This window comes from Bradyrhizobium sp. 930_D9_N1_4 (assembly GCF_052076015.1).
Taxonomy (GTDB): Bacteria; Pseudomonadota; Alphaproteobacteria; order Rhizobiales; family Xanthobacteraceae; genus Bradyrhizobium.
Window position 1 is genome coordinate 4,333,290 of sequence record NZ_CP197236.1, and the last position, 24,693, is coordinate 4,357,982.

The following is a 24,693-nucleotide window of genomic DNA, read 5'->3' on the forward strand; positions in this document are numbered from 1 at the left end:
ACTTGGGTAGCCACGACCATCACGGTCATCACCACCATGACCATGCCGGGCACGATCATGGTCACGGCCACGCGCATGTCCATGCCCCCGCCAATTTCGGCAAGGCGTTCGCGATCGGCATCACGCTCAACACCGCGCTGGTCGTCGCCGAGGCGGTCTATGGCTATCTCGGCAACTCCACCGCGCTGCTCGCCGACGCCGGCCACAATTTGTCCGACGTGCTTGGCCTCGTCGTGGCCTGGGCCGCCTCGATCGCGGCGCGTCGCGCGCCGAGCGGCCGCTTCACCTATGGTTTTCGCGCCTCCACCATCCTGGCGGCGCTGGCGAATGCGGTGTTCCTGCTGGTCGCGACCGGCGCAATCGGCTGGGAGGCCATCCTGCGCCTGCGCGATCCGGAGCCGGTCGCGGGCGTCACGGTGATGGTGGTCGCCGGCATCGGTATCCTCATCAACGGCTTTACCGCGATGCTGTTCGCTGGCGGACGCAAGGACGACATCAACATCGAAGGCGCCTATCTGCACATGGCGGCCGATGCCGCGGTCTCGCTCGGCGTCGTGGTCTCGGCGGCGCTGATCATCTGGACCGACTGGCTCTGGCTCGATCCCGTCACCAGCCTCGTCATCTGCCTCACCATCCTCTGGAGCACCACCAGCCTGCTGCGCGGCTCGATCGACATGTCGATGGCCGCCGCGCCCAAGGGCACCGACCTCGCCGCGATCAAGGCCTTTTTGCTCGCGCGTCCCGGCGTATCAGGGATCCACGACCTCCACGTCTGGCCGATCTCGACCACCGAGACGGCGCTGACATGTCATCTGATGATGCCCGCCGGCACCGCCGATGCATTCCTGATGGAAACCGCACAGCTCCTGAAGACGACCTATCGCATCGGCCACACCACGCTTCAGGTGGAAACGCATCCGGACAATGGCTGCGCGCTGGCGCCAGATGATGTGGTGTGAGTGACGCAGCGTCGCTGCCTCCCCATCGTCATTGCGAGGAGCGAAGCGACGAAGCAATCCAGACTGCCTCCGTGGAAACAGTCTGGATTGCTTCGCTACGCTCGCAATGACGGCGGTGAGAGAGCGTGGCCGCCTACGCCGGCTTCGCCGTCACGATCCAGATCGCGCCCTGCAGCGCCACGCTCTGGCCCTTCAGGAACGGCGTGAGCATCTCTCGGATCGAGGCTTTGGCGGCCGCGTACGTCTCCGGCGGATGGCCCTGAAGCGCGCGGCTGGCGGGGCCGATCTGGAGCGCCCCATCGACGGCACCATCGAGCCCGCCGCCGATGGCGACGTCCATCGGCAGATTGTGCGGCTCCATCGCCACGTCCACAAAGCCTGCCCCTTTCAGAATGCGCGTCACGCGCTCCTCTGATGCAAAGGCGAACGGGCCCGGCTCTTCCGGCCCGACAGGCGGCATTTTTGGTACGTGTTTGTAGACCGCCATCAGCGGCGCCATCATCCACGGATTTTCCTTCGGCTCGCGCCAGCAAGCAAACGCGAGCCGTCCCGTGGGCTTCAGCGCTCGGCGGAGATTGGTGAAGGACGCAACGGGATCGGCGAAGAACATCACGCCGAAGCGCGACGCCAGCAGGTCAAAGCTCGCCGGCTGGAACGGATGCACCGTCGCATCCGCCAGCACGAAATCGAGCGGCAGGCCCTTTGGCGCAAACGCGCGCGCCTGCGACAGCATCGGATCGGAAACATCGAGGCCGAGCGCAAAGCCGTCAGGCGCCACCGCCTTCGCGAACGCGAACGTCGTCGCACCGGAGCCGCAGCCGACATCGAGAACGCGCTCGCCCGGCATCGGCCTGGCGCGGGCGATCAGCGCGTCGGCAATAGGGCCGAGCAGGCTTTCCTGCGCCGCGTGGCGATCGGCCCAGCGTTGTCCGCTCGGACCGTTCCAGTAGGCGATCTGGTCAGCGTTTTGCTCGTGTCCGCTAGGCTGTTGCATGATGTCCCCGGTCATTCCGTTCGCGCGATACGCTCGTCGCGGTTCTGCGACCGCACAGCGGCGATATCACGTCGGGATGTCAGGCGCACCATTCCCGGAACCGGGGCTCGGCGCGAAATTACCAGATGGCGATCGACGAACCGCCGTGGCTCATGCGGCGCGCTTCGCGCAGGCACGCCCGGCAGCAATGGCGATAGATGAGATCAAGCAGCGCACACATTGGACCAACCCTCCGTTGTGACTTGCGGGTTGACCTTGGACCATTCCGGCGCGGGCGCCTGTGACGATGGTCACAAATGGTTTGGCCTTGCCGAGCCGAAGCTCGCCGCCAAACGCCCGCCTTCGCCCGTTGGGCTTCGGCGTGGCAGCCTTCGCTCGCTTCGCGCCAACCTGCTGGGCTGGCCTGCCGAGCCGCAGCTCGCGAAGCGAGCGAAGGCTGGTGGGCGATCACGGATTCGAACCGCGGACCCTCTCGGTGTAAACGAGATGCTCTAACCGCTGAGCTAATCGCCCCACGGCGCCTCTTTAGCCTTACGGGCCCCGAAGGGGCAAGTGCCCAGCCCCATCGACTTGGGCCTCAATCCCCCGGCCTTCCCGGCAGCAGCGGTACCGCGTCGATCCACACCGCGGCCGACTGACACCAGATCTGCCTGACCGGCCTGAGCTCGTCACGCTGGCGGATCGCGCCCCAGCGGATGCCCCAATCGTCGGCCTGGTCGCCCTCGCCGCTGGTGAACAGCGGGGAACCGCAATCGGCGCAGAAATGCTGGAAGCGCATCCGGCCGTTGTCGCCGCGCTTGCCGTAGACCTTGGGCGTGCCGGCGGTCAGCTTGACGTCGGCGCCAGTGCAGATCGCGGTCACCCGGAACGGCGATCCCGTCAGGGACTGACAGTCCCGGCAGTGGCAGACCGAGACCGTCTCGGGATCAATCTCGGCCTCGAAGGTGATCTGTCCGCAATGGCAGTGCCCATCGATCTGCATCGCCTCGTCCCCCTGTTCGCCGTCCCCTGCCCCAAAAACAAAAACGGCGCCCGAAGGCGCCGTTTTATCATCTTTTCGAACTGCGATCTCAGTGAGCGGTCAGGCCGCCTGCGGCTTCGTCGCCGTCCGGCTTCACCGTCACCTTGGTGTCCTCTTCCCAGACGATCGGCACGGGCTTCTTCACCAGCGCCTTGGCGACGACGTCGTCGAGACGGGAGACCGGGATGATCTCCATGCCGCCCTTGATCGCATCGGAAATCTCCGTGAGATCCTTGGCGTTGTCCTCGGGGATCAGCACCGTCTTGATGCCGCCGCGGGCCGCAGCCAGCAGCTTCTCCTTCAAGCCGCCGATCGGCAGCACGCGACCGCGCAGCGTGATCTCGCCGGTCATCGCGACATCGTGGCGAACCGGAATGCCGGTCATGACCGAGATGATCGCGGTGGCCATCGCCACACCCGCCGACGGACCGTCCTTCGGCGTCGCGCCTTCCGGCACGTGCACGTGGATGTCGCGCCGGTCGAACAGCGGCGGCTCGATGCCGTAGACGATCGCACGCGAGCGGACATAGGACGCCGCCGCCGAGATCGATTCCTTCATCACGTCGCGCAGATTGCCCGTGACCGTCATCTTGCCCTTACCGGGCATCATGACGCCTTCGATGGTCAACAGCTCGCCGCCGACATCGGTCCAGGCAAGGCCGGTGACGATGCCGACCTGCGGCTCGCTCTCGATCTCGCCGTAGCGGTACTTCGGCACGCCCAGAAGCTCTTCCAGAGTCTTCTCGGTAACCTTGACCGACTTCTTCTTGGAGATCATCAGCTCCTTCACCGCCTTGCGGGCGAGTGTGGAGAGCTCACGCTCCAGATTACGCACGCCCGCTTCGCGGGTGTAGCGGCGGATCAACAGCAGCAGCGCGTCGTCGTCGATCGAGAATTCCTTGGAGTCCAGGCCATGCTTGGACACCGCGTTCGGAATCAGATGCTTGCGCGCGATCTCGACCTTCTCGTTCTCGGTGTAACCCGCGATCCGGATGATCTCCATGCGGTCCATCAGCGGGCCCGGAATATTGAGCGTATTCGCGGTCGTGATGAACATCACGTTGGACAGATCGTAGTCGACCTCGAGATAGTGGTCGTTGAAGGTCCCGTTCTGCTCGGGGTCGAGGACCTCGAGCAGCGCCGAGGACGGGTCACCGCGGAAATCGGCGCCCATCTTGTCGATCTCGTCCAGCAGGAACAGCGGATTGGACGACTTCGCCTTCCGCATCGACTGGATGATCTTGCCGGGCATCGAGCCGATATAGGTCCGGCGGTGACCGCGGATCTCGGCCTCGTCGCGCACGCCGCCGAGCGAGACGCGCACGAACTCGCGCCCCGTCGCCTTCGCGATCGACTTGCCGAGCGAGGTCTTGCCGACGCCAGGGGGCCCGACGAGGCACAGGATCGGCCCGGTCAGCTTGTTGGCGCGCGACTGCACCGCGAGATACTCGACGATGCGTTCCTTGACCTTCTCCAGACCGTAGTGATCGGAGTCCAGAACGGCCTGCGCCGATTCCAGATCCTTCTTCACCTTGGACTTCTTGTTCCACGGGATCGACAGCAGCCAATCCAGATAGTTGCGCACGACGGTCGCTTCCGCGGACATCGGCGACATCTGGCGCAGCTTCTTCAATTCATGCTGCGCCTTCTCGCGCGCTTCCTTGGAGAGCTTGGTCTTGGAGATCTTCTCTTCGAGATCGGCGAGCTCGTCGCGACCGTCGTCGTCGCCGAGTTCCTTCTGGATCGCCTTCATCTGCTCGTTGAGATAATACTCGCGCTGGGTCTTCTCCATTTGCCGTTTGACACGAGAACGAATCCGCTTCTCGACCTGCAGCACCGAGATCTCGCTCTCCATCAGGCCCAGCACCTTCTCCAGGCGCGTGGTGACGGACAGCGTCTCCAGGATCTGCTGGCGATCGGCGATCTTGACCGCGAGATGCGAGGCAACCGTGTCGGCGAGCTTGGCGAAATCGGTGATCGCCTGCACGACGCCGACGACCTCGGCCGAGATCTTCTTGTTGAGCTTCACATAGCTCTCGAAGTCGGACACGACCGAACGAGACAGTGCTTCCGCCTCCACCGACTTTCCATCGGTGTCGGCAAGCGCAATCGCGGTCGCTTCGTAGTACTCGCTGCGATCGGTGTACTTCTGCACGCGCGCACGCTCGAGCCCTTCGACCAGCACCTTCACGGTGCCGTCGGGAAGCTTCAAGAGCTGGAGCACGCTGGCAAGCGTACCGGTCTCGTAAATGGAATCGGGCGCCGGATCATCGTCGGAGGCGTTCTTCTGCGTCGCGAGCATGATCAGTGCGTCGTTCTTCATCACCTCTTCGAGCGCGCGGATCGACTTCTCGCGACCGACGAAGAGCGGAACGATCATGTGCGGGAAGACGACGATGTCGCGCAGCGGGAGCACGGGATAGGCGTGCGTTTCGCCATGAACGATGGTTGGCCTGGGTTTTGGATTAGTCATGGCCTTTTCCTTTTGCTTTGCCCCCCTGCACGCAGCCCGCCATGCTCATGCGCAACCGCCACAAGGTGCCGAGGTGATCCACAAAACCGGTCTGCCATTCGCTGGACGGACCGGGCTTGCCGGATCGGAACTGAGGCGAATCTTGAACAGAATTCTCGCTCGCCGCCGACATTAGGTGGCTATCGACCCGGGGGGTGTCAAGTCATTGAAAGACGCGCGCCATCAGGCGCTTACGCACACGGGTAAGCGACGCAACATCGGCTGCGGAGTACATGTCCGCAGCCGTCACTTCTATGAACGATTGGAGCGTTCCAGCGCCGGAAAATCAGGCGCTGGCGTTCTCGACGGCGCGATCCGACCGATCGGCATAGATGTAGAGCGGACGGGCCGTTCCTTCCACGACTTCGCGCGAAATCACGACTTCTTCCACACCTTCGAGACCCGGCAGATCGAACATGGTCTCGAGCAGGATCGCCTCGAGGATCGAACGCAGACCACGCGCGCCGGTCTTGCGCTCGATCGCCTTGCGGGCAACCGCGCCAAGCGCCTCGTCGGCGAAGGTCAGCTCGATGTTCTCCATCTCGAACAGCCGCTGGTACTGTTTCACCAGCGCGTTCTTCGGTTCGACCAGAATCTTCTTGAGCGAAGCCTCGTCGAGATCCTCCAGCGTCGCCACGACCGGCAGACGACCGACGAACTCCGGGATCAGGCCGTACTTCAGCAGATCCTCGGGCTCGACGTGACGGAAGATTTCGCCGGTACGGCGATCTTCCGGCGCGAGCACCTGGGCCGCGAAGCCGATCGAGGTCGAACGTCCGCGCGCCGAGATGATCTTTTCGAGGCCGGAAAACGCACCACCGCAGATGAACAGGATGTTGGTGGTGTCCACCTGCAGGAATTCCTGCTGCGGATGCTTGCGGCCGCCCTGCGGCGGGACCGAAGCCACCGTGCCTTCCATGATCTTCAGCAGCGCCTGCTGCACGCCCTCACCCGACACGTCGCGCGTGATCGAGGGGTTGTCCGACTTGCGGCTGATCTTGTCGATTTCGTCGATGTAGACGATGCCGCGCTGGGCGCGCTCGACGTTGTAGTCGGCGGCCTGGAGCAGCTTCAGGATGATGTTCTCGACGTCCTCGCCGACATAGCCGGCTTCGGTCAGCGTCGTCGCATCCGCCATCGTGAAGGGCACATCCAGAATGCGAGCGAGCGTCTGCGCGAGCAGCGTCTTGCCCGAACCGGTCGGACCGATCAGCAGGATGTTCGACTTCGCGAGCTCGACGTCGTTGTGCTTGGTCTGGTGATTGAGGCGCTTGTAGTGATTGTGCACCGCGACCGACAGGACCTTCTTCGCATGGTTCTGGCCGATCACGTAATCGTCCAGGACCTTGCAGATTTCCTTCGGCGTCGGAATGCCGTCGCGCGACTTCACGAGCGAGGATTTGTTTTCCTCGCGGATGATGTCCATGCAGAGCTCGACGCACTCGTCGCAAATGAAGACCGTGGGACCCGCGATCAGTTTACGGACTTCGTGCTGGCTCTTGCCGCAGAACGAGCAATACAGCGTGTTCTTGGAGTCGCTCGTGCCGACCTTACTCATTCATGTCTCCGTCCGCGGTTCGATCCCGTTCCGCTCGATCGCTCCATTCCGACACGAGGGCCGGCATGCAGTTCAAATAGAGCAAATTCCGTACCAAAAAAGACCCTACGCGTTACATCCCGTGCGAATCACGGTCACTCGATTCTCCGCGATCATAGCCGATCATTCGTAGCCAACCATGCTGTCACCCGACTATCAAGAATTCGCTAATCGAGGGGGCGTCGGCTACCCGTGACAATACCGTGATTTCACGTCTTGGCACGGGTGAAGTGATCGAAATCGCGATTGCGTGGCTGGATTGCCACCAAAAACAGGCACGAAAGCGGAACTTTCTGCCTGTCGCAGGGCGCAAATGACTTTTTGCGCCCTCGCGAATGCGTCCTTAACGTGAACGCGGCCCTGACGATCCCCCGCAATCGAGGGGATCGCAGTTGCGATCCCGGTAATGCTACGGGGCTTTCGCCGCGCCCGCCTCTTCCGCGCGCTTGTCGATGACCCTGTCGACCAGACCGAATTCCTTGGCGTCGTTCGCGGTCAGGAACTTGTCGCGCTCCAGCGCGTCCTCGATCGTCTTGTAGGTCTGGCCGGTGTGCTTCACGTAGATCTCGTTGAGCCGCTTCTTCAGGTTCAGGATTTCCTGGGCATGCAGCATGATGTCGGTGGCCTGGCCCTGGAAGCCGCCGGAGGGCTGATGCACCATGATGCGCGCGTTCGGCAGCGAGAAGCGCATGTCCTTCTCGCCGGCGCAAAGCAGCAGCGAGCCCATCGAGGCAGCCTGGCCGGTGCACAGCGTCGAGACCGGCGGGCGGATGAACTGCATGGTGTCGTAGATCGCGAGGCCCGACGTCACCACGCCACCCGGCGAATTGATGTACATCGAGATTTCCTTCTTCGGATTTTCCGCCTCAAGGAACAACAGCTGCGCGACCACCAGCGTCGACATGCCGTCCTCGACCGGTCCGGTCAGGAAGATGATGCGCTCTTTCAGGAGGCGCGAGAAAATGTCGTAGGCGCGCTCGCCACGGTTGGTCTGCTCGACCACCATGGGCACGAGGTTCATGTAGGTTTCAACCGGATCGCGCATGAGTCACCTAGGGTTTTCGGACGCGGACACCGCCTGTCCTGGCTGCCAGTAGGGCTGGATTTGCCGGAGGCGATGGACGTCCCGTGATGCAGGACTTATTGGCAGAAGACTTGTCGCAGAAGGCTTGTTGGTCAAGGAACTCGGGTACAGGGCGTACCGACAGATATAGCCCAAATCGCGCCAGACAAGTGCGGAGCGAATTAAGGCTTAATCCACGTGTAAATCGACTTGGCACTTGAAGCTGATTCTCGCAAAGAGGCCCAGCCAGCCACATGGCTAACCGGGCCTCTTCGCTGATCATCCTTAATAGAAGGCTGTCTCAAGAGAATTGCTCAAAACCTTCAGGCAGCGGTCTTTTCCGCATCGTCGTCCTTGTAGAGGTCCTCGCGCGAAACCTTCCTCTCGGTCACGTTGGCAAGCTCGAGGATGAAGTCGACGACCTTGTCCTCGTAGATCGGTGCACGAAGCTGGGCCAACGCCTGGGCGTTGCTGCGGTAATAGTCCCAGACTTCCTTCTCGCGGCCGGGCATCGAGCGCGCCCGCTCGATCACGGCGCGGCCGACCTCGTCGTCGGTCACGGTGATCTTGTTCTTCTCGCCGATCTCGGAGAGCACGAGGCCGAGCCGCACGCGGCGGTCGGCGATCTTGCGGTACTCTTCCTTGGCCTTGTCCTCGGTGGTGTCCTCATCGGCAAAGGTCTTGCCGGCCGAATCCATCTCGGCCTTGACCGAGTTCCACATCAGATTGAACTCCTCGTCGACCAGCGAGGGCGGCGCCTCGAAGCGATGCGCCTCGTCGAGCTGGTCGAGCAGCGCGCGCTTGACGCGCTGGCGGGTCGCGCCAGCGAACTCGGCGGTCAGACGCTCGCGCGCGGCTTCCTTCAGCTTGTCCAGCGATTCGAGGCCGAGCGTCTTGGCGAACTCGTCGTCGATCGCGACATCCTGCGGCGCCTCGATCAGCGTCGCGGTGGTCTCGAACTCGGCCGGCTGGCCGGCGAGCTTGTCGTTCATGTAGTTCTTGGGGAACGACACTTTCAGCGTGCGCGTCTCGTTGGCGCCGATGCCGACGAGCTGCTCCTCGAAACCGGGGATGAAAGTGTTCGAGCCGATCGCAACCTGGATGCCTTCGCCGGTGCCGCCTTCGAAAACTTCGCCGTTGATGGAGCCCTTGAAGTTGATGGTGACGCGGTCACCGGACTCGGCCTTGGCGCCGTCGGCCTTCGCGGCATAGCCGCGATTGGTGTCGGCGATGCGCTTGATCGCCTCGTCGACGTCGGTGTCGGACACGTCGGCGACGGGCTTCTCGACCTGGAAGGCCTTGAAGTCGGCGAGCGCAATCGCGGGCACGACCTCGATCGCGACCGTGTAGGTCAGATCGGTCTTGCCGTTAAGCAGCTCCTCGACCTCGGCCTGCTCGCTCGGCATGGTGATCTTCGGCTCGGTCGCGAGCTTGAAGCCGCGCTCGGAGAACAGCTGCGTGTTGGTGTCGCGGATGGTCTGGTCGATGGTCTCGGCCATCACCGAGCGGCCATAGACCTTCTTCAGGTGCGCGACCGGCACCTTGCCGGGACGGAAGCCGTTGATTTTGACCTTGTCCTTGAGGTCGACGAGCTTGGCGCCGGCCTTGGCGTCGAGATCAGACGCGGGAACGCTGATCTTGAACTCGTGCTTCAAACCTTCCGAGAGGGTTTCTGTGACCTGCATGGCGTCCAATCTTCTTCTCGTTCGGCCCCGGCACATTGCGCGTCGGGACGCTGTCATTAATCGATCCGGCGCGAGGCTGACGCCTCAACGCCGATGGTTCATCGGACCGCTCCCGCCGGAAACTCTCCGTGTGGAAGCAGGCCCGTCGGTAATCCGTGCAAACGCTGAAAGCGCTTGGTGCGGGCGGAGGGACTCGAACCCCCACAACTTTCGTCACTGGAACCTAAATCCAGCGCGTCTACCAGTTCCGCCACGCCCGCGTAATTTGCATCAAGACCGGCCGCGATGCCGCGGGCGGCGGGCTTATAGCATGCGCCTGACTGTTCGCAGCAAAAAAATGGCCCGATGGAGGCAGGCTTCAAGTAGGCACGATGGCTGGACTTATCCAGCGCGGCGTGGTCCGGATCGAGCCATGAAAACGCGGATCCTGAACCCCAATCGGCGTGAGATTCTGGCCGGCCTTGGAGCCTCCGTCGGAGCCTCGGCGGCGGGGCTGATGGCGGGCGGAGCCGGCCCGCTCGTGACCGCCCAGCTCGCCCTCCAGGCAAGGCCGGCAACGCTGCCTCTCAAGCCAGGCCGGCCGCCTGCACCCATCTGGGAGCTGGCCGCCGTAAGTCATCTCGGGGACGTCCGTCTCAAGCGCTTCGACGGCTGCCAGGTGGTGTTCCGGAACGACCTGCCTGTGCCGATTGCGCCAGTCTGGTACGGGCTGAATGCTCCGACCACCGCCGACCCGCTCCGCGGACGCGCGCCGACGGCGCCGGGTGCAACAGAAACATCAATCATTTCAATATCGAACGCGGGGACCTTGCTGGCCGACTTCCGGCTCTTCGAGGACGGCCAGAAGCAGCCCGCCCGCCCGCTCCCGATCATCGCTGCCGAGTCCGGCCTGGTCGCCGTCGATCGTGACGTGGTCCTCCTGATCGAGGAATGGCGCCTGCGGCCGGACGGGACCGCGCTTCCCCCGGGCCAGGACCCCAAGGAGACCAGCCCGCTCCATACGATCAACGGCAAGACTTCATTCGAACTCTCAGCCTCAGTCGGCGAGCGGCTGCGGCTGCGCTTTATCAACGGCTCGCAACGCTCTGTTCTGGCGATCAAATTGGAGAATCACGCGGTCCAGGTCATGGCGCTGGACGGGCAGCCCGCCGAGCCGTTCCCGGCGCGCAACGGCGCCGTGGTGCTGGCCCCCGGCGCACGCGCGGACGCCTTCGTGGATGCGGCCACACCGGCCCGATTCCTGCTCCATGACGGCAAGGAAGCGCAGCAGGTCGGAAGCCTCACCATCTCCGGCAAACTGGAGCGCGCACCGCTGCTCCCGCCACAGCCGCTCCCGTTGAACGGGCTGCCCGAGAAGCTCGACCTGAAGGGCGCACTGCGGTTCGATGTCGCGCTCGGCATGCCCGAGGCAGGCTGGACGCGGCCAGCAGGATTCTCCATCTCCTCCAGCCCCGCCTTCCGCGCCAGGACCGGCCGCACCGTCGTGCTGGCCCTGAAGAACCCCGGCCCCATCACCAACGTGTTCCACCTGCACGGCCACCATTTCCGCCTGCTCGACAAGCTCGACGACGGCTGGAAGCCCTATTGGCTCGACACCCTCGCCATCGAACCCGGCCAGACCCAGCGCATCGCCTTCGCCGCGACCTCCCCCGGCCGATGGCTGATCGAGTCGGTCGTCACCGACTGGGCGGCGCCACGGCTGGTGCGGTGGTACGGGGTGGAGTGAGATTTGTAGCAACCATTAGATCGCCCGATCGCCGTTGAGACTGACGCCGTGCTCGCAGCCGTCAAGGCGTGGCCTGTCGTGAGCGGAGGATGGGGTGACATTTGAGCGACGGCCATCCCTGACGGCCGCTGTGCGCGGCGTCCTTGGGATGGCAGGTCGGGACGAAGAAACGGCGCCCCGATCGAACAAAGAAACGCGTCAGGCCGCAGGAGCCGCGGGCAGCGCATCAGCTTGCCAAGGAGTGCCTCGGGCCACCACGGCGTTGATGAACACGAGCAACTTCCTGGCGCAGGCGATCAGCGCACGCTTGTGGCCTTTGCCGGCGGCGATCAATCGTTGGTAAAGGTCCATGAGCTGCGGATTCCAGCGGAAAGACGCCGCCAGCGCCGCAGCATAGAGCGCGTGGCGCAAGCGTTTGCGTCCACCATCGATGTGACGAGCGCCGATGTGTGCGCCGCTGTCGTCGTCATAAGGCGCAAGGCCCGCAAGGGCGGCGGCTTGCTCGCGAGTGAGCTGGCCGATCTCGGGCATCCGTACCAGGACGGCGACCGCAGTCGGCAGCCCGCTGCCGCCGACGCTGTAGATCAGATCGAGCCGGGCCGCGAGATCGCAATGCTCGCGGATCGCTGCCACCAGAGCCTTGAACTCGACGCGTTGGCGTTTGGCCAGGCTGGCGATCTCTTCCTTCCAGAGCCTTTGGATCCGTGCATCACGGCAACTCTCGAGCCGGTTCTTGAGACGCGCGATATCCTCTCCGATCTGATCGATCAGCGTCAGATGCTCGGCAAATGGCGATAATCTCGGATCGGGTGCAGGATGGATCTTTTCGGCCGCAGCGGTGCAAGCGGCGATCAGGGCGGCATCGATGCGGTCGTTCTTGGCGCGCTGCCCGCGGTATTTGGCATAGGCACGCACCTGCGCCGGCTGGAACACCACGACGACAAACCGCTTGCGCCGCAGCTCGGCGACGATCGGCTGCTCATAGCCGCCGCTCGCCTCAATCCCAACCCGCTTGACCTTGTGTTGTCTAAGCCATTCCGACAGCGTCTTATGACCTTCCGTCGTGTTCTCCACCTGCAGCTGCTCCGAGCCGCCGTCGAGAGCCACGTCGAGCTTCCGTTTGCCGGTATCGATCCCGGCACAGATTGTGGTACGCTTGGCCATCTTCCTCGACCCTCCCTTGTGATGCGAACCTAAAGTTCGTTCAACCATGCGGGTCCCGATGAAGTGCCGACCGCGATCCTGCTACGACGACAGCCCTCAAGGCTTCGATGGGTATCGATCCGATCGATCGGCGGCCCAGCTCGGGTGGCCGCCCGAGCTGGGCCATTCCTCACGGAACGGGGCCAGTCTAACCCAGCGCGCTAATACAAGGATGGGTAGAGCGCAGCGAAACGCATCGCCATCGCGCCGAGATTGAGATGATGGTTTCGCTACGCTCTACCCATCCTACCTGGCAGCTCAGTACTCCACCCCGATCGCATTATAGATCCGCCGGTGCACCGCCGGCAGCGTCTCGGTCAGATCCTCGGCGATCAGGCCCGGCCCTGCCTCGCTCCCCGCCTCGCCATGCATCCACACGGCGATGCTGGCGGCTTCGAAGGCTGGCACGCCTTGGGCCAGCAGGCCCGCGATGATGCCGGCGAGCACGTCGCCGGCGCCGGCCGTGGCAAGCCAGGGCGGTGCGTTGGCTGCGATGGTGGCGCGGCCGTCGGGGGCGGCGATCGTGGTGTCCGGTCCCTTCAGCAGCACGACGGCGCCCGAGCGCTCGGCGGCGGCGCGGACGCGCTCGAGCTTGGAGCGGCCGGGGGTCTTGTTGCTGAGGTCGGAGAACAGGCGCGGAAACTCGCCCTCGTGCGGCGTCAGCACCACCGCGTTGTCTCCTGAGGATTTGATCGATTCAAACAACCGCTCGGGGTTTGCGGCGAAGCTCGTCAGCGCGTCCGCGTCCAGCACCAGATGCCGTTGCGCCGCCAGCGCCGTGTGGACGAGATCGCAGGTGCGATCGCCGATGCCCGTGCCGGGGCCGATCATGCAGGTGTTGTAGCGCTTGTCGCCGAGCAGCTCGGCGAACTCGATCGCGGTGTCGACGGGACGCACCATCACCGCGGTCAGCGCGGCTGCATTGATCGCGAGCGCATCGCGCGGCGTCGCCAGTGTCACCAGGCCCGCTCCGGCCCGCAATGCGCCGCGCGCGGCGAGCCTCGCGGCACCGGTCGCGGCGGCATCGCCGGAGACGGCCAGCACATGGCCGCGCGCGTATTTGTGGCCATCGATGCGCGGCACCGGAAAAGCGGCGCCCCAGCAATCCGGATCGTTCTCGAAAATCTGCGGCGCGATCTCGTCCAGCACCTGGGCGTCAATCCCGATATCGGCGACGCGCACATGCCCGCAATGCATTCGTCCCGGCAGCAGCAGATGCGCCGGCTTCTTGCGGAAGAAGGTCACGGTCTCGGTGGCGTTCACGGCCACGCCCAGCACCGCAGCACTGGTGCCGTTGATGCCGCTCGGCAGGTCGACGGCGAGCACGGGCGCGCCATTGGTGTTGATCGCCTCGATCATCGCGCGCGCCTCGCCGTCGACGGGACGGCTGAGGCCCGCGCCGAACAGCGCATCGATGATCAGCGCCGGTCGTCCGATCGCCTGCGGGTTGAACGGCAGCACCGGGTGCTTCCAACCGCGCGCCGCGGAAGCCGCATCGCCCTGGAGCTGGTCGCGCTCGCACATCAGGATCACCGAGACCTCGCGCCCCTGGGCGGCGAGCTCGGCGGCTGCGACAAAACCGTCACCGCCATTGTTGCCGGGGCCGGCCACGATCAGGATCGGCCCCTCCTCCACCAGCGCGTTGGCGGCCTCGGCGACCGCCTGCCCGGCGCTGAGCATCAGCTTGAAGCCGGGCGTACCTGCCGCAATACTGAGCTGGTCGGCGCGCTGCATTTCGGCGTTGGTCAGAACTTCCATGCCACTTCCCTGGTCCAATCGCCTTTTCAACAGGCACGTTCCGTGCCGACACGCGCCACGGAACAACGATCTGCACAGATATCGAACCGTTTGCCTATTTCGTAGTCTGCGGTATTTTAAGCCGGTCGGCGCCACCTATCAGAGATGCGCGTTAAAAGGCTGATAACGCTTCAATAATCAGGGCATCTGCAACTTGGCATAGACCCTGCTTTCGAGGAAGCCGCTTCGGTTCGTCGTGCTCACTGGCAAAATATCAGGGTGTAGCCGGCCGTTGGCGCCGGGTTGGTCAGGGATCCCGGCATAGCGAAGACAAGATCGTGCGTTAAGAGAAGCGCATCCTGACGAAGACGTTGCTATTTGATCGACAAGGCCGGAGGCGCGCAGTGAAGAAAATCGAAGCCATCATCAAGCCATTCAAGCTCGACGAGGTGAAGGAAGCGCTTCAGGAAGTCGGCCTTCAGGGCATTACCGTGACCGAAGCCAAGGGCTTCGGCCGGCAGAAGGGCCACGCCGAGCTTTACCGCGGCGCAGAATACATCGTCGACTTCCTGCCCAAGGTGAAGATCGAGATCGTGATCGGCGACGATCTGGTCGAGCGCGCCATCGACGCGATCCGCCGCGCCGCGCAAACCGGGCGTATCGGCGACGGCAAGATTTTCGTCTCCAATATCGAAGAGGCGATCCGCATCCGAACCGGCGAATCCGGGCTGGACGCTATTTAAGCCGGGTGCTATCCCGCCTTTTGCGACACTCTAACGAGAAATAAGGCTGCTTCGGCGGCCTGATTTCATTTGTGCGGTCGCGCAAACTCGCCAAAAGCGAGAATAATTTGCTCATCTGGAAACCGACCCGCAGAGCCAAAAGGGGTATGCATGAAGACCGCCAAAGACGTCCTGAAATCGATCAAGGACAACGACGTAAAGTACGTCGACCTGCGCTTCACCGATCCGCGCGGCAAGTGGCAGCACGTCACGTTCGACATCAGCATGATCGACGAAGACATTTTCGCTGAAGGCACCATGTTCGACGGCTCCTCGATCGCCGGCTGGAAGGCGATCAACGAGTCCGACATGTGCCTGATGCCCGACCCGGTGACCGCGACGATCGATCCGTTCTTCGCCGAGACCACCATGGTCATCACCTGCGACGTGCTCGAGCCGACCACCGGCGAGCCCTACAACCGCGACCCCCGCGGCATCGCCAAGAAGGCGGAAGCCATGGTGAAGTCGATGGGCGTGGGCGACAGCGTGTTCGTCGGCCCCGAAGCCGAGTTCTTCGTGTTCGACGACGTGCGCTTCTCGAGCGGCCCCTACAACACCGGCTTCCGCCTCGACTCCTCGGAGCTGCCGACCAATTCCGACACCGAATATGAAGGCGGCAATCTCGGCCACCGCATCCGCACCAAGGGCGGCTACTTCCCGGTGCCGCCGCAGGACTCGGTGCAGGACATGCGCTCGGAAATGCTCGGCGCCATGGCCAAGATGGGCGTCAAGGTCGAGAAGCACCATCACGAAGTGGCTTCCGCCCAGCACGAGCTCGGCATGAAGTTCGACACGCTGACGCTGATGGCCGACCACATGCAGATCTACAAATACTGCATCCACCAGGTCGCGCACATCTACGGCAAGACCGCCACCTTCATGCCGAAGCCGATCTACGGCGACAACGGCTCGGGCATGCACGTGCACCAGTCGATCTGGAAGGACGGCAAGCCGGTGTTCGCCGGCAACAAATACGCCGACCTGTCGGAGACCTGCCTCCACTACATCGGCGGCATCATCAAGCACGCCAAGGCGATCAACGCCTTCACCAACCCGTCGACCAACTCCTACAAGCGTCTGGTCCCGGGCTATGAGGCCCCCGTGCTGCTCGCCTATTCCGCGCGCAACCGCTCGGCCTCCTGCCGCATCCCCTACACGTCTTCGCCGAAGGCCAAGCGTGTCGAGGTGCGCTTCCCCGATCCGCTCGCCAATCCCTATCTCGGCTTCGCCGCGATGCTGATGGCCGGCCTCGACGGCATCAAGAACAAGATCGATCCGGGTCCGGCGATGGACAAGGACCTCTACGACCTGCCGAAGGAAGAGCTGAAGCAGATCCCGACCGTCTGCGGTTCGCTCCGCGAGGCGCTTGAAAACCTCGACAAGGACCGCGGCTTCCTCAAGAACGGCGGCGTGTTCGACGACGATTTCATCGACGCTTACATCGAGCTGAAGATGACCGAAGTCGCCCGCTTCGAGATGACCCCGCACCCGGTCGAGTTCGACATGTACTATTCGGGCTAAGCAGCCCGCACTCTACGCGACAAGCAAAAGGCGCTCCGAAAGGAGCGCCTTTTCGTTTTCGGGAGCGGGGCCGCTACCACGTCGCCGTGAACGCCTTCTGGAGCTCGGCCGACGCCGTCACGCCGCCGGCGATCAGCAGCTGGGTGAGAACGCGCGCCTTCTGCGGATTGAGATCCTCGGACACCACGAACCCGTTCTTGTCGTCGTCGACCTCGACGTTCCTTGTGACGAAGCCGGATCGAACCCGCGTGGAGCGGACGACGACGATACCCTTCTTCGCCGCCGCTTCGAGCGCATCGAGCGCCGACTTCGAGGTGTTGCCGTCGCCGACACCGGCCAGCACGATGCCCTTGGCGCCGTGCGAAATGGCGTCCTCGATCGGAACGGCGTCCATGTTGGCGTGCGAGTAGACGATCTCGACGCGCGGCAATTGCTCGCCGGCCGGGAGCTGATAGGTCGTACGCCTGAACCCGGGAGCCTGCGCCATGAAGCGGATGCCACCGGCGGTGTCGACATAGCCGACAGGCCCGTCATTGGCTGAACTGAAGGTCTCGATGCTCGTGGTGTTGGTCTTGGTGACCGAGCGCGCGCCTTGAATCTTGTCATTCAGCACGGCCATCACGCCGCGCCCGCGCGAGCGCGGATCGGCGGCCACCTGCACCGCTTCGTAGAGATTGCCGGGGCCATCTGCGCTGACTGCCGTGGCCGGCCGCATCGAGCCGACGATGACCACCGGCTTGTCGCCGCGCACCACATTGTCGAGGAAGAACGCCGTCTCCTCCAGCGTGTCCGTGCCATGGGTCACGATGACGCCATCGGCTTCATTCTTGTCGAAGGCGTCCTGGATGCGACGGGCCAGCGCGAACCAGACCTTGTCGTTCATGTCCTGCGATCCGATCGACGAAATCTGCTCCGCGTTGATTTTGGCGAGCTTGTCGAGGCCCGGCACCGACTGCATCAGCTGCTCGCCGGTGATCTGGCCGGATTTGTACGCGCCCGTCGCACGCGGATCGGCCTGGCCTGCGATGGTGCCGCCGGTCGCAAGCACGAGAATGCGCGGCAGCTCTGCGGCCTGCGCCGCCGCGCCAATGCCGCCCGACCAGAACGCGAAGCAAACCAGTGGAATGGCAAGCATCCATCGACGGCGATGCTGGTGGCGTGCTGAGGTGACGGCGTCCCTGGTCATGGAATTCTCCTGCTGCTTCCCCGGGCCCGCTATTCGAGACCGCGCAATAGGGCCGAAGATGGGCGGCCGCACGCAGGGCGGGTAAAGTTCTCACAAGACTTCCCCCAGCCAGTCACGCCGGGGCAGGTCTTGCTTCGCTTGACCCGCCCCCCGCCGCTACGTCTTCGACGTCGCGACCCGCAACCCATCCGCCCCGATCGGACCGAACGTGCCGGCGATGATCTCGCTGGTCGGTTGCTGGCCGCCGAGCGACCAGTGCGAGGGCTCCTGCTCGTCGATCCGAACCCAGACGTTGCGGCAGAAATCCGGGCTGCCGTGCCCTTCGACCTCGACCATCAGGTCGGTGATGCGCTCGAGCAGCGTCTTCTTCTGGGCAGCGTCCAGAATGCCGCGGACGGTGGAAACGGTGATGTAAGGCATGTCTTTCTCCATTCATGTCGTGTGACGACAGAGCAAGACTGGACCCGGCACGGCCGGCAAGGCAGTGGCGGATAAGACAGAGATCGGGCAATTTCCGCCACGCGTGTCCCGCGGCGATCGGATAGCATCGCGGCATCTGCTGGAGGTCCCATGAAACTCGCAATTCTGGCGCTGGAAGGCTGCATGCATTCGGCGATCTCAGGCGTCGCCGACATCCTCTCGATCGCCAATCACGTGATGCAGCAAAGCGGCGCAAAACCTCGCTTCACCTGGCAGACGCTGTCGCTCGACGGCAAGGACGTGCGCGCCGGCAGTGGCAGGATGGTCGCGGTCGATGGCGCGATCGGCACACGCACTCGCTTCGACGCGATCATCGTCCCCGGCAATCTCGTCGATCACGTCACGGCAGAACGCCTGCAACCGCACTATGCGCGTGCCGGCGCCTGGCTGCGGCAGCAGCATGCCAACGGCCGGCTGATCGGCGCCTTTTGCAGCGGCGTCTTCCTGTTGGCCGGCGCCGGAATGCTCGACAACCGCCGCGCCACCATCACCTGGTGGCTGCAGGGCGAGTTGCGGCAGCGCCATCCCGCGATCGATCTCGCCGCCGACGCCGTCGTCACCGTCGCGGACCGCATCGTCTGCGCGGCCGGACCGATGTCGTGGGTCGACCTCCTGCTCCGCCTGATCGAGATGGTCGACGGCAAGGAGATCGCAAAGCTCTGCGCGGACTATGTCGTCATCGACACCGCGCAGCGCACCCAGTCGATCTTCATGCCGGTCGGCTATCTGCTCTCGCAGGACCCGTTGCTGACCAGGGCCGATTTGCTGGTTCGCCGCACCGGCAAACGCCCGATGACGGTCAGGCGCCTTGCAGACGCGCTTGGGCTCAGCGAGCGCACGCTGAACCGAAAGTTTCAGGAGCTCACGCGCGAGCCGCCGCAGGCCTTCATCACGCGCCGCCGCGTCGAACACGCGCGCACGCTGTTGGAGACGACGACGCAGCCGGTCAAGACGATCGCGCGCGCCGCCGGCTATGAGGACGAAAGCAGCTTTCGCAAGGCGTTCCGCAAGCTGACCCTGATGTCGCCGCAGGCTTATCGCGCGCGGCGAATCGAGCGGGCGGCATGAGGCGCCTCGCAGCCATCAGCTTTCGTTCTGCATCTGACTCCACTTCGTTCTCAAAGAACAAATCGGCAGCGTGAAAATCAGAACGGATCAATTCCTACCGTTTGGTTTATTTCGCAGTTGCCCCAGCCTCGTCATTGCAAGGAGCCTGGCGACGAAGCAATTCAGACTGCCGCTGCGGAAAAGACTCTGGATTGCTTCGCTGCGCTCGCAATGACGCGGTGAGAGCGTGCCTGACGCGCCTGTCAGCGCCAACCGCCTATGCCGTCGCGCGCTGGCGTTCGACCATGGCTTCGCCAAAGGCCTCGAACAGCTTGCGGTTGATCGGATTTTGCTGCGGATCGTATTCGGCGTGCCATTGCACGCCGAGCGCAAAGGTCGGGGCCTCCGCGATGCGGATCGCCTCGATGGTGCCGTCCTCGGCGATGCCTTCGATCAGCACGCGCTTGCCCGGGTCGAGAATGCCCTGGCCATGCAGCGAGTTGACCCGGATCTTCTCGCAGCCGAGCAGTTGCGCGAACGCGCCGCCCGGCGTGAGGTCGACATCGTGGCGGTCGGCGAACACCACGGTCGGATCGGGATGGATCTCGCCGTTCTCGAGCCGGGGCATGCGGTGGTTCATGCGGCCGGGGATTTCGCGGATTTCAGGGTGCAGCGAGCCGCCGAAGGCGACGTTCATCTCCTGCAAGCCGCGGCAGATGCCGAACAGCGGGATGCCGCGGGACACGCAGGCGATCGACAGCGCCAGCGCGACCTCGTCGCGGTGAATGTCGTAGGGCTCGTGCCGCTCGCACGGATCGACGTTGAAACGGGTCGGATGAACGTTGGCGCGGGCGCCGGTCAGCACGATGCCGTCGACGGTGTCGAGCAGCGCAGCAAGGTCGGTGATGTCAGGCGCGCCCGCAAACATCACAGGCAAGCCGCCGGACACCTCGGCGACGGCGCGCAGATTGCGCTCGCCGACCATCTGGACCTGAAATCGATTTTCGACGCGATGGGCGTTCCCGATCACGCCGACGACCGGCTTTCTCATCTCCCGTTCCGACCTTCCACGCTAAGAAGATTCTCCAAACATGCCCTCAGCATGGAACAAATTCAACAGAAGGGATCGCGGGACGGCAATGCTATTTTCGCGCAAATGCCTCCCGGGCCTCGATCCCGCCCCCGACGGGGAGGTCCGCGCCCTTCAGGGCGGTAGTTGCCCCATCGCCCGGCGCGGTCAGCCAGGGCAATTTCCCCTCGATTCCGCGCGTCACGGGTTCCCCGAGCACCCCGCCGAAATCAATCGGCCAGACGCCGTTGGGCACCACTTCGGCGGTGAGGCCGCGGATGGCGTAGCCATCGCCCAGCACCGCTTCCGCATGGTCGGCGGCGACAAGGCGCGCGCTGGTGGGGTCTTTGGCATCGCCAAAGCTCACGAGCACGGGGATCAGCTCCCCCTGCACCGGGACAATGCCGGTCTGCCGGCTGATATCGTTGAACGAGACCCGGTTGCCGCGCGCGGCGCCAAAGGCCCGGAGAGCCACGTAGTTGATATCGTCGAGATCGAGCTTGCCGCCCTGCTGATGCGCCAGCAATGCCACCAGGTTTTTGCGCTGGCCGAGATCGACGAATACCGCCTCTCCGCGCATTACGGTGCGGCCGCTGCGGTTGTAGTTGCGGTCGGGCACGACAGACAGGACGCCGGACGCGGTCTTGATCCCCTCAGGCGTCGTCACCTCGACCGTGAGGCGGTATTTGTGCCCGGGACGATTGATCCGGATCTGGTCGCCGATCACGATCACGGCCAGCAGCCCGAGCAGACCCGCCCATTTGCTGATGAAACTCAAGCGCCCCCCACCTGTTCTCTTTCCATCGCTCTGCACCGTTCGCGCGGCAGCGTCAAACCAGCGCGTTGACGCGGGCTTGATCGGCAGGGCGTTTGCCGAAAGAGTGCCGTGCATATTGCGCTGATAAAGGATCCCATGTGAGCATTTCTAGAGATGAACGATCCCGGCCCCGCAGCGATCAGGCTCGGGATCTTGCCTGGGCGATCTCGGTCGGCGGCATCGGAATCGTGCTGTTCACGGCCGCGCTGGTCTTCACCTGGTATTTTGCCACCACGCTGCTGCTGATCTTCACGGGCATGCTGCTGGGCCTCGGCCTCAACGCGCTGACCAATGCGCTTGGTCGCCGCGTGCACCTGCCCCATGCGGTGCGGCTCGCGATCGTCTGCACCGTCCTTGCGGTGCTGCTCGCCGGCGTCGCCTATCTCGGCGGCGCCACCATCGCGGAGCAGGCTTCGCTGCTGAGCAAGACCATCAAGTCGCAGATCGGCACCGTGAAATCCTTCCTGGACAATCACGGGATCGACACCAGCTTCTTCGATTTCGGCAATGCTGCATCCGACTCTACGGCCACGACACCACCTGACTCGACGTCTTCGCCGGCAGCGACGCAGCGCGGTCCCCTGCCCGGTGCCGACGCGCTGGCCTCCAGCGGCGGAGCGATCGTCAGCCAGACGTTCAAGCTGCTGCTCGGCACCATCCACGGCGTCGGCAACATCTTCATCGTGCTGTTCCTGGGGCTCGCCTTCGCCGCCCAGCCCAGCGTCTATCACGATGGCCTGCTGTTCCTTGCACCGGCCAAACATCGCGCACGCGCAGCCCTGATCATCGATCGCATCGGCGAAACGCTGGAGCGCTGGCTGATCGCACAGATCGTCGTGATGATCTCGGTCGGAATCGTGACCTGGATCGGGCTTGCCATCATCGGCATCCCCGGCTCGTTCATCCTGGGGATTCAGGCCGGCCTGCTCGCCTTCATCCCGACCGTCGGCGCCATCATCGCCGGCGTCGTCGTGGTGCTGGCGAGCCTCGCCTCGGGCTGGATTCCGGCGCTGTCGGCCTTCATCCTCTTCATGGGGGTGCACGCCATGGAGAGCTATGTGCTGACGCCGATCCTGCAGCGGCAGGCACTCGACATCCCGCCGGCGACGCTGTTCGCGTTCCAGATCCTGCTCGGCGTCGTGTTCGGAATCTGGGGCCTGGCGCTGGCGCTGCCCCTCGTCGCCATCGCCAAGGTCATGATCGACCATTTCAAGACGTATGAGGCGCCGCCCCTCGCGGAGGCGGCGTAAGGCGTCGTGAAATAACTCAGGTCGTCAGCACCGTCTCGGTGTGCTCGACCTCCGGGGGCGAGGCAAAATACTGGCCGACGAGGCCGCGCCATTCGGTGAAATTCTCCGAGCCGCGGAAATCAACGGTGTGGTTCTCCAGCGTCGCCCATTTCACCATCAGGCGGTAGCGCTGCGGCTTCTCGATCGACTTGTGCAGTTCGAAGCCGTGAAAGCCCTTGGAGCTGCCGAAGGCGGCCTTGGCCTTGGCGACGGCGGCCTCAAAGTCCTTCTCGCTGCCCGGCTTGACGTCGATTTGCGCGATCTCGGTGATCATCGGTTTCCACCCTTTCTTGTTCGATGGGCGTGTCTACCGCAGACGCGGGCAAAGAAAAAGGCGCCGAAACGGCGCCCTGACCGGTCAAAAAATGCAGATCGCTCAGGCGAACAACAGCGCCGTGCCGGCCACGATCAACGCGCAACCGATGAACAGCGCGAGCGGCCAGTAGCTGCGTCCTTGCGTGTAGCGCCCCTGCGCGCGGCGCTCGGTGATCAGCGCGCTCTCGTATTCATCCGCGGTGGAGAACAGACAGGCAAAGCCCCCGCGTGCCGAAGCCGCGTGGGCTTCGAGCGACATCAGGGCAGCCTGCGGGTTCTGTCGACGGATCGATTCCATGACCGCAATGGTAGGGATCGAATGGTAAACAGGGGATTACCGCAGGCGCCATTCCGCTCAAGGGCTTTCGCGTCAGGCTGTGGCCGGGCGTGCCTGCGGCGCACCGATCCGCGCGGCGCTCTGGCGGCGCCAGTTCTCCAGCGACAGCGGCAGCTCTTCCGCCGCCTCGACGCGGTTACGGCCGCCGCGCTTGGCCTGGTAGAGCGCGGTGTCGGCCGAAGCCAGCAACACTTCGAGCTCGGTCCCGGCCGGACCGCCGGCGACGCCGATGCTGACGGTGGTGTCGACCGGACCTTCATCGACCACGACGCCGGATGTTTCGAACGCCTCGCGCACGCGCTCGGCAACCAGCACGCCTTCCTCCAGCGAGCACGGCAGCAGCGCTGCGAACTCCTCGCCGCCGATGCGGCCCGACATGTCGGTCATGCGCAGATTGCTGACGACGACGGTCGAGAACAGCTTCAGCATTTCGTCGCCGGCGGGATGGCCGAAGCGGTCGTTGATCGACTTGAAATGGTCGATGTCGAAGATCATCACGGTGACGGGACGGCCGGCCTTGGCCTCGCGCTCGATCACACGCCCGCAGGCTTCCGAGAAGCCGCGGCGGTTGAGCATGCCGGTCAGCGGATCGGTGGACGCGGCGGTCCGGTGCGCGGTCACCGTGCGCTCGGACACCAGCATGAAGATCACGAACACGGTGCCGACGGCATAGAGGATCAGTTCGACGGCAAACACCGTAACCCAGATGCTGCCGGAGAAGCCGGCATCATTCGGACGCAGGAAGCTGCCGAGGACGATCGGCAGCATCAGGACGCAGCCGTGCATCACCGGCACCACGAAAGCCGGCCAGCGCCTTTGCAGGCTCTTGCGCCGCTCGACCCACAGCTCGCTCGCGGTCAGCGCCGCATAGACCGAGACGATGCCCGCACCGACGATCATGCGCAGCATGGACGCAGCGGGATCGAGCAGCGTAACGGCAGCGGCCCAGGCGAGCGCGCCGACGAGAAGACCCGGCCAGTTCGGCTTGCGGCCATGGAAGACGCGTGCCGCGTTCCACACCATGCCGCAGGCAACGAAGCCGACCGCATTCAGCGCAAGGTAAAGATGCGGACCGAGCTTGTCGCCCGCCGCAGTCCACAGCGCGACTGAGGCCGCACCCAGCAGATACGCAGTGCCCCACCATTTCAGCGCGGGACTGTTCTCCTGCCTGCCGAAAAACACCATCATGGCGCCGAGCAATGCGGCGACCATCGTGGCGACCAAATAGAGCGTGATGCTATCGAGCGACGTCATGTCGGCCCCCTTCAAGTCATAGCAGTTACGCGATCGGCCCAGCCGACTTGCGCGCCCTTCCAAATGCGACGCTATGTCTCGCGGGTTCCATTCAGGTTT

Annotated in this window: 21 protein-coding genes and 2 tRNA genes; 6 read left to right on the forward strand and 17 right to left on the reverse strand. The window is 64.1% G+C overall.

Annotated features, from left to right (window positions below):
- Positions 1-2 precede the first annotated feature (2 nt).
- Positions 3-959 (forward strand): cation diffusion facilitator family transporter, encoded by a 957-nt coding sequence (locus tag AB7532_RS20390; protein ID WP_441236538.1) that lies wholly within the window; start codon positions 3-5, stop codon positions 957-959.
- 133 nt (positions 960-1,092) lie between these two features.
- Here the strand turns inward: AB7532_RS20390 and AB7532_RS20395 are convergent, their stop codons facing one another.
- The 8 genes from AB7532_RS20395 to AB7532_RS20430 form a co-directional block, all read right to left on the reverse strand.
- A complete protein-coding gene (locus AB7532_RS20395) occupies positions 1,093-1,953 on the reverse strand; it encodes a class I SAM-dependent methyltransferase (RefSeq protein WP_441236539.1) in 861 nt (286 codons plus the stop codon).
- Positions 1,954-2,390: 437 nt separating this feature from the next.
- Positions 2,391-2,466, reverse strand: a tRNA-Val gene (locus AB7532_RS20400).
- A 64-nt stretch (positions 2,467-2,530) separates the two neighbouring features.
- Entirely contained in the window at positions 2,531-2,935 is a 405-nt protein-coding gene (locus tag AB7532_RS20405; RefSeq protein ID WP_441236540.1) for a GFA family protein, read from the reverse strand.
- An 88-nt stretch (positions 2,936-3,023) separates the two neighbouring features.
- Positions 3,024-5,447 carry an endopeptidase La gene (lon, locus tag AB7532_RS20410; protein WP_441236541.1) on the reverse strand — a complete coding sequence of 808 codons (2,424 nt, stop codon included), beginning with the start codon at positions 5,445-5,447 and terminating at the stop codon, positions 3,024-3,026.
- Positions 5,448-5,772: 325 nt separating this feature from the next.
- Positions 5,773-7,044: an ATP-dependent Clp protease ATP-binding subunit ClpX gene (gene clpX / locus AB7532_RS20415; RefSeq protein WP_441236542.1), complete on the reverse strand. Its 1,272-nt coding sequence runs from the start codon at positions 7,042-7,044 to the stop codon at positions 5,773-5,775.
- Positions 7,045-7,492: 448 nt separating this feature from the next.
- Positions 7,493-8,128 (reverse strand): ATP-dependent Clp protease proteolytic subunit, encoded by a 636-nt coding sequence (locus AB7532_RS20420; RefSeq protein WP_441236543.1) that lies wholly within the window; start codon positions 8,126-8,128, stop codon positions 7,493-7,495.
- Positions 8,129-8,469: 341 nt separating this feature from the next.
- A complete protein-coding gene (gene tig / locus AB7532_RS20425) occupies positions 8,470-9,831 on the reverse strand; it encodes a trigger factor (RefSeq protein WP_441236544.1) in 1,362 nt (453 codons plus the stop codon).
- Between the two features lie 175 nt (positions 9,832-10,006).
- Positions 10,007-10,091, reverse strand: a tRNA-Leu gene (locus tag AB7532_RS20430).
- Positions 10,092-10,243: 152 nt separating this feature from the next.
- On the opposite strand from AB7532_RS20430, the gene AB7532_RS20435 reads away from it, so the two are divergent.
- Positions 10,244-11,557, forward strand: coding sequence for a multicopper oxidase family protein (locus AB7532_RS20435; protein WP_441236545.1), 1,314 nt, complete (start codon positions 10,244-10,246; stop codon positions 11,555-11,557).
- Positions 11,558-11,755: 198 nt separating this feature from the next.
- Here the strand turns inward: AB7532_RS20435 and AB7532_RS20440 are convergent, their stop codons facing one another.
- Complete coding sequence (locus AB7532_RS20440) at positions 11,756-12,721, reverse strand: IS110 family transposase (protein WP_441233770.1); 966 nt, start codon at positions 12,719-12,721, stop codon at positions 11,756-11,758.
- 297 nt (positions 12,722-13,018) lie between these two features.
- Positions 13,019-14,518, reverse strand: a complete 1,500-nt coding sequence (locus tag AB7532_RS20445; RefSeq protein ID WP_441236546.1) for an NAD(P)H-hydrate dehydratase — start codon at positions 14,516-14,518, stop codon at positions 13,019-13,021.
- A gap of 383 nt (positions 14,519-14,901) precedes the next feature.
- On the opposite strand from AB7532_RS20445, the gene AB7532_RS20450 reads away from it, so the two are divergent.
- Both AB7532_RS20450 and glnA read left to right on the forward strand, forming a co-directional pair.
- Complete coding sequence (locus AB7532_RS20450) at positions 14,902-15,240, forward strand: P-II family nitrogen regulator (RefSeq protein ID WP_007603495.1); 339 nt, start codon at positions 14,902-14,904, stop codon at positions 15,238-15,240.
- Positions 15,241-15,390: 150 nt separating this feature from the next.
- Complete coding sequence (gene glnA, locus AB7532_RS20455; RefSeq protein WP_441236547.1) at positions 15,391-16,800, forward strand: type I glutamate--ammonia ligase; 1,410 nt, start codon at positions 15,391-15,393, stop codon at positions 16,798-16,800.
- Positions 16,801-16,873: 73 nt separating this feature from the next.
- On the opposite strand, the gene AB7532_RS20460 is transcribed toward glnA, so the two are convergent.
- Positions 16,874-17,986, reverse strand: coding sequence for an asparaginase (locus AB7532_RS20460; RefSeq protein ID WP_441236548.1), 1,113 nt, complete (start codon positions 17,984-17,986; stop codon positions 16,874-16,876).
- 156 nt (positions 17,987-18,142) lie between these two features.
- On the reverse strand, positions 18,143-18,406 hold the full coding sequence (locus AB7532_RS20465; protein WP_441236549.1) for a tautomerase family protein: 264 nt from the start codon (positions 18,404-18,406) through the stop codon (positions 18,143-18,145).
- Positions 18,407-18,556: 150 nt separating this feature from the next.
- Here AB7532_RS20465 and AB7532_RS20470 point away from each other — a divergent pair, with 150 nt between their 5' ends.
- A complete protein-coding gene (locus AB7532_RS20470) occupies positions 18,557-19,534 on the forward strand; it encodes a GlxA family transcriptional regulator (protein ID WP_441236550.1) in 978 nt (325 codons plus the stop codon).
- 256 nt (positions 19,535-19,790) lie between these two features.
- Here the strand turns inward: AB7532_RS20470 and AB7532_RS20475 are convergent, their stop codons facing one another.
- Positions 19,791-20,564, reverse strand: coding sequence for a gamma-glutamyl-gamma-aminobutyrate hydrolase family protein (locus tag AB7532_RS20475; protein WP_441236551.1), 774 nt, complete (start codon positions 20,562-20,564; stop codon positions 19,791-19,793).
- A gap of 91 nt (positions 20,565-20,655) precedes the next feature.
- Entirely contained in the window at positions 20,656-21,360 is a 705-nt protein-coding gene (locus tag AB7532_RS20480) for a hypothetical protein (protein WP_441236552.1), read from the reverse strand.
- 137 nt (positions 21,361-21,497) lie between these two features.
- Here AB7532_RS20480 and AB7532_RS20485 point away from each other — a divergent pair, with 137 nt between their 5' ends.
- Positions 21,498-22,649: an AI-2E family transporter gene (locus tag AB7532_RS20485; RefSeq protein ID WP_441236553.1), complete on the forward strand. Its 1,152-nt coding sequence runs from the start codon at positions 21,498-21,500 to the stop codon at positions 22,647-22,649.
- A gap of 16 nt (positions 22,650-22,665) precedes the next feature.
- Here the strand turns inward: AB7532_RS20485 and AB7532_RS20490 are convergent, their stop codons facing one another.
- The 3 genes from AB7532_RS20490 to AB7532_RS20500 all read right to left on the reverse strand — a co-directional run bounded on the left by AB7532_RS20490 (position 22,666) and on the right by AB7532_RS20500 (position 24,594).
- Positions 22,666-22,962, reverse strand: coding sequence for an antibiotic biosynthesis monooxygenase family protein (locus AB7532_RS20490; RefSeq protein ID WP_014494819.1), 297 nt, complete (start codon positions 22,960-22,962; stop codon positions 22,666-22,668).
- A gap of 102 nt (positions 22,963-23,064) precedes the next feature.
- Positions 23,065-23,301: a hypothetical protein gene (locus AB7532_RS20495; protein ID WP_441236554.1), complete on the reverse strand. Its 237-nt coding sequence runs from the start codon at positions 23,299-23,301 to the stop codon at positions 23,065-23,067.
- 72 nt (positions 23,302-23,373) lie between these two features.
- Positions 23,374-24,594: a diguanylate cyclase gene (locus AB7532_RS20500; protein WP_441236555.1), complete on the reverse strand. Its 1,221-nt coding sequence runs from the start codon at positions 24,592-24,594 to the stop codon at positions 23,374-23,376.
- Between the last annotated feature and the right edge of the window lie 99 nt (positions 24,595-24,693).

Excerpts from the sequence above, each read along its gene's own strand:
- AB7532_RS20440 (WP_441233770.1), bottom strand. The coding sequence starts at position 12,721 with ATGGCCAAGCGTACCACAATCTGTGCCGGGATCGATACCGGCAAACGG.
- AB7532_RS20490 (WP_014494819.1), bottom strand. The coding sequence starts at position 22,962 with ATGATCACCGAGATCGCGCAAATCGACGTCAAGCCGGGCAGCGAGAAG.
- AB7532_RS20475 (WP_441236551.1), bottom strand. The coding sequence starts at position 20,564 with ATGAGAAAGCCGGTCGTCGGCGTGATCGGGAACGCCCATCGCGTCGAA.
- lon (WP_441236541.1), bottom strand. The coding sequence starts at position 5,447 with ATGACTAATCCAAAACCCAGGCCAACCATCGTTCATGGCGAAACGCAC.
- AB7532_RS20465 (WP_441236549.1), bottom strand. The coding sequence starts at position 18,406 with ATGCCTTACATCACCGTTTCCACCGTCCGCGGCATTCTGGACGCTGCC.
- AB7532_RS20420 (WP_441236543.1), bottom strand. The coding sequence starts at position 8,128 with ATGCGCGATCCGGTTGAAACCTACATGAACCTCGTGCCCATGGTGGTC.
- AB7532_RS20445 (WP_441236546.1), bottom strand. The coding sequence starts at position 14,518 with ATGGAAGTTCTGACCAACGCCGAAATGCAGCGCGCCGACCAGCTCAGT.
- clpX (WP_441236542.1), bottom strand. The coding sequence starts at position 7,044 with ATGAGTAAGGTCGGCACGAGCGACTCCAAGAACACGCTGTATTGCTCG.
- AB7532_RS20460 (WP_441236548.1), bottom strand. The coding sequence starts at position 17,986 with ATGACCAGGGACGCCGTCACCTCAGCACGCCACCAGCATCGCCGTCGA.
- AB7532_RS20470 (WP_441236550.1), top strand. The coding sequence starts at position 18,557 with ATGAAACTCGCAATTCTGGCGCTGGAAGGCTGCATGCATTCGGCGATC.
- tig (WP_441236544.1), bottom strand. The coding sequence starts at position 9,831 with ATGCAGGTCACAGAAACCCTCTCGGAAGGTTTGAAGCACGAGTTCAAG.
- AB7532_RS20395 (WP_441236539.1), bottom strand. The coding sequence starts at position 1,953 with ATGCAACAGCCTAGCGGACACGAGCAAAACGCTGACCAGATCGCCTAC.
- AB7532_RS20495 (WP_441236554.1), bottom strand. The coding sequence starts at position 23,301 with ATGGAATCGATCCGTCGACAGAACCCGCAGGCTGCCCTGATGTCGCTC.
- glnA (WP_441236547.1), top strand. The coding sequence starts at position 15,391 with ATGAAGACCGCCAAAGACGTCCTGAAATCGATCAAGGACAACGACGTA.
- AB7532_RS20405 (WP_441236540.1), bottom strand. The coding sequence starts at position 2,935 with ATGCAGATCGATGGGCACTGCCATTGCGGACAGATCACCTTCGAGGCC.
- AB7532_RS20500 (WP_441236555.1), bottom strand. The coding sequence starts at position 24,594 with ATGACGTCGCTCGATAGCATCACGCTCTATTTGGTCGCCACGATGGTC.
- AB7532_RS20435 (WP_441236545.1), top strand. The coding sequence starts at position 10,244 with ATGAAAACGCGGATCCTGAACCCCAATCGGCGTGAGATTCTGGCCGGC.